Origin of the sequence: Hymenobacter lapidiphilus (assembly GCF_013377885.1) — a bacterium.
Taxonomy (GTDB): Bacteria; Bacteroidota; Bacteroidia; order Cytophagales; family Hymenobacteraceae; genus Hymenobacter; species Hymenobacter lapidiphilus.
The window spans coordinates 139,199-151,570 of sequence record NZ_JABKAU010000008.1 but is presented as its reverse complement, the minus strand read 5'-3'; the positions used below and the strand labels follow the sequence as shown (position 1 = coordinate 151,570).

Sequence of the window (12,372 nt, the reverse complement as noted above, 5' to 3'; positions counted from 1 at the left end):
AAAATCTACACGGGCACTACCACTACCTTCTTCGTCTCGAAGAACTCCTCCGCAAAGAAGTCGCTCAAGTTCGTTACCTGAGCCTGGAGGCCGGACTCGGCAATTTCTTCGGTCAGGTCGCCGCCTTTGAGGTAGTAGAGGCCACTGTTAGGGGCGGATTCAGCGCGGGGTTTGTAACGATGGGCAATCCAAGTGTGGAAGGTGGCTAGGCGGGCCACGGCACGGCTGACGATGTAGTCGTATTTAGCGGAGAGCTGCTCGGCGCGGATTTGCTCGGCCGTTACGTTGGTCAGGTGCAGGGTTTCGGCCATGTCCTGCACGGCTTTTATCTTCTTGCCGATGCTATCGACCAGATGAAACTTCACCTCAGGAAACAGAATGGCCAGCGGCAGCCCCGGCAGGCCCCCGCCGGTGCCCACGTCGAGCACCGACGAGCCAGGCGCAAACTCCACCACCTTGGCAATGCCGAGCGAGTGCAGGATGTGGCGCTCGGTAAGGTTATCCACGTCGGAGCGGGCTACCAGGTTGAGGCGCTCGTTCCAATTGCGGAACTCGGTTTCGAGTTGGGTAAACTGCCGGCGCTGCTGGTCGGTAAGGTGGGGGAAGTAGTGGTCGAGCAAGTTCATTGGGGAGAATAAAATAAGGGTGAAATAGAACGTCATTCAGAGCGAAGCGAAGAACCTCGCGTGCGGTCGTTGCAGTAGTAGCAATACCATTGCAATGACCGCACGCGAGATTCTTCGCTTCGCTCTGAATGACGTTCTGAGGGTGTGTCGCTCTTCCCTTAAATAATTTCCTTTTTGCCCTTTACCATATCATACAGCAGCTCGCGGGCGCGGTGGAGCTGGGCTTTTACGGTGCCGAGGGGGGCTTTCAGCTCGGTGGCAATTTCCTCGTAGCTCAGCTCGTCGAAGTAGCGGAGCGTAACGAGGCGCTGGTATTTGTCGGGCAGCCGCGACACCACGTGCTGCATGATTTCGATTTTCTGGTTCTTGATGGTCGTTTCCTGCGGGTTCAGGTTCTGGTCGCGGAAGTCGATGGTGATTTCGTCGCCGTTATCAATCTTGATGGCCGAGTCAATCGACATCGTTTTGATTTTATTCTTGCGGATAAAATCGATGCAATTATTGGTGGCGATGCGGAACAACCAGGTGCTGAAGGCAAATTCGGGGTTGAATTTGTGCAGGTTCTTGAACGCCTTGGCGAAGGCCTCAATGGTGAGGTCGTCGGCGTCATCGGTGTTGCGTACCATTTTCAGCACCACGTGGTACACCGGCTTTTTGTAAATCTGCATCAGCTCGGCATAGGCCTTTTCGTCGTTGTTTTCAACGGCGGCCCGAATCAGCTTGAAGTCGTGCTTGGCTTTGGCAGAGAACTGTTTTTCCTGGTTTACTTCCATCGGAGCGAGCGGTTAAGGAATAGGGAGATTCCCAGAGCTAGATAAGTTACGAAATATATGGCATCGAGCAACGGCAGCGCGGCAGCCGGCAGCTGCCCTTCGAGTCGACGATTGAGCTGCTGATAAACGGCTCCCAGGAGCACGGTTCGCAGCAGACACACAGTAGCCAAAGGTACCCAATTGGCGGGAAAAAACAGCAGGCCGACCACCAGGAAGTAGTACAGCAGATTGGCTCCCATGAATGCCCCGAGGCGCACTCTATCGGCCAAGCGGTACTGCTTACCGGCCGACAGATGCCGCCGTTTCTGCCGCCACCAAGCACCCCAGGTAGGCGCGGCTTCGCTGAGCGTGTGGGCACCCGGCTGGTCCACTACGGCCGCCCGGGCCCCAATGGCCACCGCGTCCTGCACCAGCAAATCGTCGTCGCCGCTGAGGGTACGGATGTGGGAAGCGAAGCCTTTGGTGGAGTGGAACACAGCCCGGGTGTAGCCCAGGTTGCGGCCCACGCCCATGTAGGGCCGGCCTCGCCAGGCGAACGACAAATACTGCGCCCCCGTCAGTAAGGTTTCAAACCGGACTAACTTATTTAGAACCCCCGGTTCGGGCGCGTAGGCCGAATAGCCGAGCACCAAGCCAGCCCCATTGGCAAAACCGCGCTGCATGTACCTGACCCACTGGTTGGTGGCCGGAATGCAGTCGGCATCGGTGAAGAGCAGCCGTTCATGGCGGGCGGTTTTGATGCCCAGCGTGAGGGCGTATTTCTTGGGTGCTAGGCCGGCCGGCGTGCTGCGAACGGTAACGAGGCGTACGCCCGGAAACTGCGCGGCCAGCGCGCCGGAGCCGTCGGTCGAACGGTCGTCGATGAGGATGATTTCGAGCAGCTCGGCGGGGTAGTCCTGGCTGAGCAGCAGTGGCAGCAGGCGTTCCAGGTTGGCGTGCTCGTTGCGGGCACACACGAGCACCGAAACGGGCAGGTCGGCGGCGGCAGCGGCCGTTTCCGGGTCGGGCTGGCGCATGGCAAAGGCCCGGAAGTAGTAGAGCGCGAAGTAGAGCTGCACCAGCACGGCCGCCAGCAGCAGCCAAACGGCCGGAGAGTAGGAGAGAAACATAAAGGTTTTCGAAGCCGCAAAAGTAGGCATTCAATGTACCTTTGCAGGAAGAAGCCAGGAGTTAGGAGCTAGAAGATAGAAGCAGGGCCTACAGTCCGGTTTTCCACTTCTTCCTTCTAGCTCCTGACTTCTAGCTCCTAGCTTCTCCGTACCAATGACTTTCGACCTTCTCACGACTGACCCGCACTCCAAGGCCCGCGCCGGGGTAGTCCACACCGACCACGGGTCCATCGAAACGCCCATATTTATGCCCGTGGGCACGGCCGGCACCGTGAAAGCCGTGCAGCAGCGCGACCTCAAGGACGACATCAACGCCCAAATTATCCTCGGCAACACCTACCACCTGTACCTGCGCCCCGGCCTCGACATTATCCGGCAGGCCGGCGGGCTGCACAAGTTTAACGGCTGGGACCGGCCCATCCTCACCGATTCGGGCGGCTACCAGGTGTACTCGCTCAGCAACACGCGCAAAATCAAGGAGGAGGGCGTCAAGTTCCGCTCGCACGTCGATGGCAGCCAGCACCTGTTTACGCCCGAGGGCGTGATGGACATTCAGCGCACCATCGGGGCCGATATTATGATGGCCTTCGACGAGTGCACGCCTTGGCCCTGCGAGTACGACTACGCCGCCCGCTCGCTCGACATGACGCACCGCTGGCTCAAGCGCTGCATCCAGCGTTTCGACAGCACCGAGGGGCACTACGGTTACTCCCAGACGCTGTTCCCCATTGTGCAGGGCTCCACGTTCAAGGATCTACGCATTAAGTCGGCCGAGTTTGTGGCCGAGCAGGGCCGCGAGGGCAACGCCATTGGCGGCCTGAGCGTGGGCGAGCCAGCCGACATGATGTACGAGATGACCGAGCTGGTCTGCGACATTCTGCCCAAAGACAAGCCCCGCTACCTGATGGGCGTGGGCACGCCGGCCAATATCCTCGAAAATATTGCGTTGGGCGTAGATATGTTCGACTGCGTAATGCCCACCCGCAACGCCCGCAACGGCTTGGTGTACACCACCCAAGGCATCATGAACCTGGCGGCCCGCAAGTGGGCCGAGGATTTTGAGCCGATTGACGCCGAGCTGGGCGGCTACGTGAGCACATTTTACTCGCGCAGCTACGTGCGCCACCTGTTCCACAGCAAGGAAATGCTCGGGCCCCAGATTGCCTCCATCCACAACCTCACCTTTTACCTCTGGCTGGTAAAGCAGGCCCGCCTGCAAATTCTGGCCGGCACGTTCAGGGAGTGGAAGGACGTGATGGTAAAGAAGCTGATGACGCGACTGTAAAGAACGAGTGCAAAAGAACGGGTCATGCTGAGCGAAGCGGAGCGAAGTCGAAGCATCTCTACTGCTTTTTTGCCAAACCAACCTATCGTCAGGATTACCATTGCGGGAGAGATGCTTCGACTCCGCTCCGCTTCGCTCAGCATGACCGTTGATTTCCATGAAGATTCTCGATAAATACATCATCGGCAAGTTTCTCACCGCGTTTTTTTTCACGGTGGTGCTGCTCGTGTCGGTTATCTGCGTGATTGACTTCACGGAGAAGAACGACGACTTTCTGCAGCACGACCTGGGGGGATGGCAAATTCTGACGGAATATTATCTGAACCTGTTTCCGTACTTCGCCAACCTGCTCTCGCCCATCACGGTGTTTATTGCGGTGGTATTCGTAACGGCCCAGCTGGCCTCGCGCACCGAGGTAGTAGCCATGCTGGCTTCGGGCATTAGCTTCAAACGGTTTCTGCTGCCTTATGTGATGGGCAGCGCCATTCTGGGCCTGCTCACGATGGCCATGACGGGCTGGTTGATTCCGATTGCCAACAAAACGCGGGTCGAGTTCGAGAAGAAGTACATCAAGAACCCCTACCGGTTCAGCGGGCGCAACGTGCATTTCAAAATTGGCCCCCAGGACTATGCGTTCATGGAGAGCTACGACAACGTGAACAACGTAGGCTACAAGTTCGCGCTCGAAACCATCGACGGGCAACTACTCAAGCGCCGGCTCACGGCCGAGGCCATCACCTGGGACTCCACCAAACAGGCCTGGCACCTGACGCCCCAGCTGGTGCGCACCTTCAGTGGGGAAAAGGAAAGCCTCAAGACGCTGGCCGCCCGCGACACTACGCTCAACCTGTTCCCGAAGGATTTCGCCAGCACTTACCGCCTGGCCGAAACCCTGACGCTGCCCGAACTCAACCGCTACATCAACACCAAAATAGCCCGCGGCGCCGACGACACGCAAGTGTACCTGAGCGAGAAGTACGAGCGGTTCGCTTATCCCTATGCCATGTTCATCCTCACGGTAATCGGGGTGATTATGAGCGCCCGCAAGAGCCGCGCCGGCGTGGGCGGGCAAATTGCGCTGGGCTTTGTGCTGGCGTTCGTGTTCATCATCTTCGTGATTCTGAGCCGCAACCTGGCGGCTGTCGGCACCCTCTCGCCCCTGCTGGCCGCCTGGGTCCCAAGCATCGTGTTCACCGCCATCGGCGCGGTATTGTATAGGGTGATACCACAGTAGGCGGAGTGGCGCAGAGGTGGGATGAGGCCGTCATCCCACCTCTGCGCCATCCCGCTCCCCTTCCCCAAACGTCAAACTCACCAAATCACCACGTGAAAGACTATCTACGCCTGCATTTTATTGTGTTGCTGTGGGGCTTCACGGCCATTTTGGGCAAGCTGATTACAGTGCCGCCGGTTGAGCTGGTGTTCTGGCGCACGGGGCTAGCGAGCGTGGGCCTGCTGGCGCTGCTCCTGATTCGGCGCCGCCCCTGGCGCATGCCGGCCGCCGATGCGGCGCGGCTGCTGGGTGTGGGGGCATTGGTGGCTGCCCACTGGATTACGTTCTTCCTGTCGGCCCGGCTAGCTTCGGTGAGCGTGAGCCTCGCCGGCATGGCTACGCTGGCCCTCTGGACTTCGTTGCTAGAGCCGCTGGTGCTCTGGCGCAAGGTGCGCGGTTACGAGGTGGCGTTGGGTTTGCTCACGATGGTGGGCCTCTACATTGTGTCGCAGGCTGAGCTGGGGCAGCTGCTGGGGCTGGGCGTGGCCATTATATCGGCCGGGCTGTCGGCGCTGTTCAGCGTCATCAACTCCAAGCTGGTAAAGCAGCACCCTCCGCTAAAGCTTACGCTGTACGAGATGGTAGGCGCCTGCCTGAGCATTACGCTGTTTCTGCCGCTCTACAGCCACTATTTCACCAACGGCAAAGGCCTGCAGCTGGCGTTGCACGGCTACGACTGGCTGTGGCTGGCGCTGCTGGCCGGCGTGTGTACGGTGTACGCCTTCTCGGCTTCAGTCGAACTGATGAAGCGCATTTCGGCCTTCGTAGTCAACCTCACCATCAACCTGGAACCCGTGTACGGCATCGTCATGGCCGTTATCCTGTATTCGTGGGGCGTAGCCGGTTTCGAGGAAGAGAAACTCTCGCCCGGCTTCTATGTGGGCACCGTCATCATCCTCGTCAGCGTCCTCATCCACCCGCTGCTCGACCGTTGGGACAAGCGCCGGCTGCTCCGGCGGAATCCAATTACGGCGTAGGAGCGCAGCGTACATACTTCTCCGGATCTATTCTCAACGACTACTAAAACAAGTGGCTGACACCTGCAGTGACCTCTTCAATGCAATATCTTTACCTTATTTTTATTAAAATACATATTATTATTTATATTACATTAATCAATTGATTCATTAAACTCAGAATTCAAATATCTGCATAAATCAAAGTTATTTAATACTATACATTTATCTCTGACCTCATTATTTAAAAATAACATAAGATTTTCATAGCTAAATTCCTTTGTTATAATTATCTTCTTCACTGATAAGAACATTTCATCTTCATGTAAATTATTTTCAATGTAATGAAATAGACCATTATTATTAGCTAGGATAAACCAATAAGTTATTAGTCCATCTTCTTCTGCATACTTTAAATCAAATTGCACTTCAATGCAAAAATCTCCAACAGGATTATAATCGCTCAGATCTGGGACTTCTGATGCCCCCCATGAATAAAGAGTGTACTCTGACATTTTTTTAGTTTTTAATTTACAATGAACATTGATTTCACTATCCTATTCCCAATCCCTCGCCAGAATCACCTGAACGCGCAACGCACTCCTACAATTGCCCGCGCCAAACGGTAAACTCCGGCGGCCAGTGCAGCTCCGGCACCTGCGGCAGCTCCGGAAACAGCCCGTACACGGCCGAACCCGAGCCCGAGAGGCTGGCGTAGGTAGCGCCGGCAGCGTAGAGCTGTTCCTTCACCTCGGCCAGCACCGGGTACATCGGGGTCAGGGCCTCCTCGAAGTCGTTACTGACGGTTTCGCGCCAGGTTTGCATAGGCTGGGCGAGGCTCTGGCGTAGGTCGTGGTGCGGGGTGCGGGGCACCACGCGGGCATAGGCCTCGGCCGTACTGATGTGCAGGCCGGGGTACACCACCATGGTCGGTGTGCCGCGCAGATCGAGGGCAAAATCGTCGAATATGTCGCCGCGGGAGTGCGCAAACACCGGCTCGTTGCGGATAAAAAAGGCGCAGTCAGAACCCAGGCGGCGGGCGTAGCTTTCGAGTTTCTCGGGTGGCAACTCCAGCGCGAACTGGCTATTTATGGCTTTGAGAGCAAAAGCCGCATCGGCCGAGCCCCCACCCAGCCCCGCCCCAATGGGTACATCCTTGTGCAGGTGCAGCTGCACGGGCGGCAGCCGGAAGTCGGCGGCCAGCAGCTCGTAGGCGCGCCGGCACAAGTTGGTTTCGGGCTCGCCCGGGATAGGCAGGCCGCTGAAGCTGAGGCTGGTTTCGGCGCCGGCGGGCGCAGGCAGCACCTCAAAGGCGTCGCACCAGGGCAGCGGTACAAACACCGATTCGAGGTTGCGGAAACCATCGGGCCGCAGGCCGGTCACGTAGAGCCCCAGGTTGAGCTTGGCGTTGGGAAAAACGAGCATAGATGTTGAAAAAGCTGTTAGCGGTTAGCTGCTGGCTGTTAGCTTTGGGAAGAAACTCTGCGCAATATTCCGCGTTTTGCCAGGATAACGGTTTTCATCAACAAATTCCCTGCTGCCTTGGCCCGCTCAACGAAAGCTAACAGCCAACAGCTAGCCGCTAACAGCTCCGAAAGTTGGTATGCCCGCCGTGGCAAGCGCCTGCTCGATGTAGCGCTGGCGGCCCCTGCCCTGCTGCTGGCCGCACCGCTGCTGCTGCCGGTAGCGCTGGCGTTGGCCATCCAGAACGGCGGGGCGTGGCTGTTTCGGCAGCCCCGGCCGGGCCTCGGGGGCCGGATATTCACCTTCTACAAGCTCCAGACGATGCCCGACCGACGCGACAAGGCCGGCCAGCCGTTGCCCGACGCCGAGCGCCTGCCGCCGCTGGGCCGCTGGGTGCGGGCCACCTCGCTCGACGAGCTGCCCCAGCTCTGGAACGTGCTGCGCGGCGAGCTGAGCCTGATAGGCCCGCGGCCGCTGCTGGTGCAGTACCTGCCGCTGTACTCGCCCGAGCAGGCCCGCCGCCACGCCGTGCGACCCGGCATTACGGGCTGGGCCCAGGTAAACGGGCGCAATGCTATCAGCTGGGAGCAGAAGTTCGCCTTTGACGTCTGGTACGTCGATAACCTTTCTTTCGGGCTGGATTTACGAATTTTGGGGCGCACCGTGGCCCGGGTGCTTGGGGCGCGGGGCGTTTCGGCTCCCGGCCAGGCCACGGCTACGGCCTTCACCGGCACACCAGCTTCTTCTCTTCCTCCCGCCTCCCACTCGAACCGCTAACCGTGCACCTTTCCAGCAGCTCCGATATACCCGCGCCTTCGGCCCCGCCCCAACCAGAAGCGCCGCGCCGGCTGGCCATTTTCGGGGCCGGCGGGCTGGGCCGTGAGGTACTGGTGCTGCTGCGGCAGCTGAACGCCGTGGCCCCTACCTGGGACCTAGTGGGCTTCTACGACGACCAGCCCCCTGCCACCGACCTCATTCACGGCCTGCGCTACCTGGGCACCGCCGCCGACCTGAACGCCACGCCCGAGCCGCTGGCCGTGGCCGTAGCCGTGGGCAGCAGCACCAGCCGCACAGCCGTAGTGGCCCGGCTCACTTCGCCGCAGCTCCATTTCCCGATACTCATCCATCCCAGCGTCAGCGCCGAGTCGTTCCAGCACCTGCAGTTCGGGGCCGGCTGCATCATCACTAAGGGCTGCATCCTCACCACCGATATTCGCCTGGGCCGCCATGTGCTCTTGAACCTGGGCTGCACCGTGGGCCACGATGCCGTACTGGATGATTTCTGCTCCCTGATGCCTCATGCCAACGTGGGCGGCGGGGCCCACCTGGAAGCCGGCGTGTACCTGGGCACCAACGCCACCGTGCTCCAGCAAGTCCGCATCGGGCCCCGCACCGTACTTGGAGCCGGTGCCGTGGCCATCCGCGACCTGCCCGCCGGCTGTACCGCCGTGGGCGTGCCGGCCCGCGTGGTTGCGAAGTAGGAATAAACAGAACGTTATGCAGAGCCCAGCGAAGCATCTCGCCTGCTGATGTTGGAAATGGCTTCGGTATGATAAGAGTTGCATACGAGACGCCTCGATGCCGTACTGCATGACGTTCTGTTATTTTGCTTTCCTAATAAGCCGCTCGTTGCCCCCCACAAAACCACCTTTTACCTCCGCGCATTCCTCCGCGAACCTTTGCGAGAAAACCACCCATGCACAGCCAGGATTACGACCGCCTTTACCTCTCTCCACCCCACCTCGGCCGCCACGAGCTCAACTACCTGCACAAGGCCATCGAGGACAACTGGGTGGCCCCGGTTGGGCCCAACCTCGATGGCTTCGAGCAGGATGTGTGCGCCTTTACCGGCGTAGCGCACGCATTGGCCCTCAACTCGGGTACGGCGGCCATCCACCTGGGGCTACGGCTGCTGGGCGTAGGGCCGGGCGATGAAGTGCTGTGCCCCTCGTTCACGTTCGTGGCCACGGCCAACCCCATCACCTACCTCGGGGCCACGCCGGTGTTCATCGACAGCGAGACCGAAACCTGGAACATGTGCCCCAGCCGGCTGCGGGAGGCCCTGGAAGACCGTCGACGCCAGAACCGCCTGCCCCGCGCCCTCATCGTGGTTCACCTGTATGGCATGCCCTGCAAGCTGCGCGAAATTCTGGCGCTGGCCGAAGAGTTTGAAGTGCCAATTCTCGAAGATGCGGCCGAAGCCCTCGGCGCGACCTACGAGGGCAAACCGCTGGGCTCGTTCGGGGCCGTGGGCGTGTTTTCCTTCAATGGCAACAAAATCCTGACCACCAGCGGCGGCGGCATGCTGACAACCAACAACGCCGCCTGGGCCGCCAAAGCCCGCGCCTGGGCCACCCAGGCCCGCGACGATGCACATTACTATCAGCACTCGGAACTGGGCTACAACTACCGCCTTAGCAACCTGCTGGCTGGCATCGGGCGGGGCCAGATGGGCCTGCTGGATGACCGCGTGAAGAAGCGCCGCGAAATCTATGCCTGGTACCAGGAAAAGCTCCAGGACTTACCCGGCCTCTCCTTTGGTCCCACCGAGCCCGCCACGGGCCGCGCCAACCGCTGGCTTACCTGCCTGCTCCTCGACCCGGCCGAAACCAGCGTTACGCCCGAACAGCTACGCCTGCACCTCGAAACCCGCAACATCGAAAGCCGCCCGCTCTGGAAGCCCCTGCACCTGCAGCCGCTTTTTGCCGGCGTGCCCATGTACGACGGCGCGGTTTGTACCGACTTATTTACCCGCGGCCTCTGCCTGCCTTCCGGCTCGGCCCTGACGGAAACCGACCTGCGCCGCATAGCCGATGCTATCCGGACGCTGTGGCCCATCTGAAATCAGCACAACCCGCCAGCAAGTAGCATATAAGGTTCCATTACTAGTTCTCAGAGTACAAAACCTCACCCTAGCAGTATATCTCAAGTTACGAAGGCATATTATTCCCCTTCCTCAGTCGGCACACAAAAAGGCCACGCCCGTTGCAGCAGGCGTGGCCCGAAACCAGCTTCACATGCGAAAAATGTGTTGCCAGCTGGAATAGAGGGAAGCGGCACGGAGCCGCCGGATTAAGGGCTGACCAGATTGATGCTCAGGTTGAAGTAGAGCGGGTTGGTCAGCGTGTTGGTGAACACCGGGTTGTCGTCGCCTTCCGGGTTTTGGGTGCTGAAGGCATTGAAGCGGTAGTTATAGCGGTAGCCAGCCTGCGCCGAGAGCCACACGAAGCCGGTGAGCTTGCGCTCGTAGGTGAGGCGTGGCTTTAGCTCGCCCCGGCGCAGGTACGTGTCCTGCCCGTTAACCGATCCGATGTAGTAGGCGTTGCCCTCAATCTCGTAGCCGAGCATGAGCAGCGAATTTGCGCCGAAGCTGCGGCGCAGGTTCACGCGGGCCGGAAAAATAGCCTCTACTCCCCACTTGGGGCTGAAGGTGCGGAAATAGTACACTACCGGAATGTGCAGCAGCTGTCCGGCCCGGTAAGTGCGCGTAATGCCCAGCCCCCACATGTAATTTTCGTTCGGTTTCCAGCCATAAATAGCCGTGCCGCTGTACGTGAAGCCCTTACTGCTTATATCGTCGAAGTTGCGGTAGGTTCCGTTCAGGTCGACGTTACCCTGCACCAGCAGGTAGTTCTTCTCATTGAGGGGCCGGAAGACAGTGGCGTTGAAGCCGGTTGAACGCAGCCCGCGGTTCAGCCCTGTAAATAGCGACGAAGTACGGGGATTATTGATGTTCACGTCCGTATTCCAGTACGTGAGGCCCAGGTTCAGAATCAGCTTCGAGTTGGAAATGACCGGCGCGTTGAAGCCCAGCCGCAGCCCCCCAAAACGGTTTACCCGCTCATCCAACTCGGTGACGACTGTCGGTTCGGACCCAGTCGGATTAGGTTCGGGGCTGGGCACGAACAGTTGGCGGTGCGGACCCACCGAGTTGAAGTCGAAGTGCCCCTGTCCTTCATAGCCTACCGAAATAAGCTTGGTGGGGCTTTGCCCCAGAACTTTTTGGCTGGCGTAGGGGCGGTTGGCGCTGGCGTCGGCGTTGCCGAAGCTGCCAAAGTCCTCCACACCCAGCGAGTCGGAGGGAGTGGGCAGGTCTTGGGCACAGACCGGCGCGGCGAATACGGAACTCAGGACCAATAAGGCCCCGGGAAGCAGGAAGCGAGAAAGAGACTGCATCGATTACTTCTTTACCTGCCGCTTCCACACATCGGTACGGCCGAAAAGCGACACACCGATAAAGCCGCGTACTTCCAGCGTATTGGGGTCCACGAGCGTCATCTCGCAGGAGTAGTCGCTGCCGTTTTTGGGGTCGTAAATGTTGCCGGCTTCCCACTTGTTGTCGCCGGCATAGGTGAAGCTGCGCATATTCACGAGGCCTTTCAGCGGCTTTTTCCGGGCCGCTTCGTCGGGGTTGTTGACGTCAGTACGGGGAGTACCATCGGGGTTGTTGGGCACTTTCAGCCATACCAGCCGACCGAAATATTTATCGCCGCTTTTGTAAATCTGAATCATGCCCGTGCCCTCCCCATTTTTCCACACGCCCACTACGGCATCGGGATTATTAGCCAGGGCCGCAACGGCGCTAAACAGGCAGACAAACAGGATTAACAGGCTCTTTTTTAACTGGTTCATGGGAAGTGGGAAATGAGATAGAACAGCTAAAAGTATAATGCCCAAAGCCAAAATCAAAGCAATGCTATCCTTAAAAGTAGTTTTAATACTATTTTAATCTACAGTCTTTCCCTCGAAGCACAGATGCTTCGATTATACTATTCACCGATAGAAGATTGCAACTCGATTTAAGGAGGCGAAGCCACTGCATGACAGTTTTTACCGTTGGCTGTTAATGACAAGAAAAGAGGCCGATGATTATGCTCACCTGCCTC

Annotated in this window: 13 protein-coding genes; 6 read left to right on the top strand and 7 right to left on the bottom strand. The window is 58.8% G+C overall.

All coding sequences use genetic code 11. From position 1 onward, the window contains the following. Positions 1-5: 5 nt before the first annotated feature. From rsmG to HW554_RS06390, 3 genes are all read right to left on the bottom strand, one after another. Complete coding sequence (rsmG, locus tag HW554_RS06400) at positions 6-626, bottom strand: 16S rRNA (guanine(527)-N(7))-methyltransferase RsmG (RefSeq protein ID WP_176907748.1); 621 nt, start codon at positions 624-626, stop codon at positions 6-8. 158 nt (positions 627-784) lie between these two features. Beyond that, positions 785-1,399, bottom strand: coding sequence for an RNA polymerase sigma factor (locus HW554_RS06395; protein ID WP_092738715.1), 615 nt, complete (start codon positions 1,397-1,399; stop codon positions 785-787). Further along, positions 1,390-2,508 carry a glycosyltransferase gene (locus HW554_RS06390; RefSeq protein WP_176907747.1) on the bottom strand — a complete coding sequence of 373 codons (1,119 nt, stop codon included), beginning with the start codon at positions 2,506-2,508 and terminating at the stop codon, positions 1,390-1,392. Before HW554_RS06390 ends, HW554_RS06395 begins: the two co-directional genes overlap by 10 nt. A gap of 154 nt (positions 2,509-2,662) precedes the next feature. Between HW554_RS06390 and tgt the strand changes: the two genes are divergently transcribed. The 3 genes from tgt (at position 2,663) to HW554_RS06375 (ending at position 6,043) form a co-directional block, all read left to right on the top strand. Continuing rightward, the gene (gene tgt, locus HW554_RS06385; RefSeq protein WP_176907746.1) at positions 2,663-3,793 is read left to right on the top strand and encodes a tRNA guanosine(34) transglycosylase Tgt; all 1,131 of its coding nucleotides are present in this window, start codon (positions 2,663-2,665) and stop codon (positions 3,791-3,793) included. Between the two features lie 157 nt (positions 3,794-3,950). Then, the gene (locus tag HW554_RS06380; protein WP_176907745.1) at positions 3,951-5,027 is read left to right on the top strand and encodes an LptF/LptG family permease; all 1,077 of its coding nucleotides are present in this window, start codon (positions 3,951-3,953) and stop codon (positions 5,025-5,027) included. Between the two features lie 92 nt (positions 5,028-5,119). Then, the gene (locus HW554_RS06375) at positions 5,120-6,043 is read left to right on the top strand and encodes a DMT family transporter (protein ID WP_176907744.1); all 924 of its coding nucleotides are present in this window, start codon (positions 5,120-5,122) and stop codon (positions 6,041-6,043) included. A 134-nt stretch (positions 6,044-6,177) separates the two neighbouring features. Here the strand turns inward: HW554_RS06375 and HW554_RS06370 are convergent, their stop codons facing one another. Next, the gene (locus HW554_RS06370) at positions 6,178-6,537 is read right to left on the bottom strand and encodes a hypothetical protein (protein WP_176907743.1); all 360 of its coding nucleotides are present in this window, start codon (positions 6,535-6,537) and stop codon (positions 6,178-6,180) included. Between the two features lie 88 nt (positions 6,538-6,625). Beyond that, positions 6,626-7,447, bottom strand: coding sequence for a 4-(cytidine 5'-diphospho)-2-C-methyl-D-erythritol kinase (gene ispE / locus HW554_RS06365; RefSeq protein WP_176907742.1), 822 nt, complete (start codon positions 7,445-7,447; stop codon positions 6,626-6,628). 117 nt (positions 7,448-7,564) lie between these two features. On the opposite strand from ispE, the gene HW554_RS06360 reads away from it, so the two are divergent. The 3 genes from HW554_RS06360 (at position 7,565) to HW554_RS06350 (ending at position 10,328) form a co-directional block, all read left to right on the top strand. Further along, a complete protein-coding gene (locus tag HW554_RS06360; protein WP_317170835.1) occupies positions 7,565-8,263 on the top strand; it encodes a sugar transferase in 699 nt (232 codons plus the stop codon). A gap of 2 nt (positions 8,264-8,265) precedes the next feature. After that, entirely contained in the window at positions 8,266-8,967 is a 702-nt protein-coding gene (locus tag HW554_RS06355) for an acetyltransferase (protein WP_176907741.1), read from the top strand. Between the two features lie 215 nt (positions 8,968-9,182). Next, complete coding sequence (locus tag HW554_RS06350; protein WP_176907740.1) at positions 9,183-10,328, top strand: DegT/DnrJ/EryC1/StrS family aminotransferase; 1,146 nt, start codon at positions 9,183-9,185, stop codon at positions 10,326-10,328. 230 nt (positions 10,329-10,558) lie between these two features. Here the strand turns inward: HW554_RS06350 and HW554_RS06345 are convergent, their stop codons facing one another. Together HW554_RS06345 and HW554_RS06340 are read right to left on the bottom strand one after the other, a co-directional pair. Then, entirely contained in the window at positions 10,559-11,662 is a 1,104-nt protein-coding gene (locus tag HW554_RS06345; protein WP_176907739.1) for a DUF6268 family outer membrane beta-barrel protein, read from the bottom strand. Positions 11,663-11,665: 3 nt separating this feature from the next. Continuing rightward, positions 11,666-12,118 (bottom strand): DUF2147 domain-containing protein, encoded by a 453-nt coding sequence (locus HW554_RS06340; RefSeq protein ID WP_176907738.1) that lies wholly within the window; start codon positions 12,116-12,118, stop codon positions 11,666-11,668. Positions 12,119-12,372 lie beyond the last annotated feature (254 nt).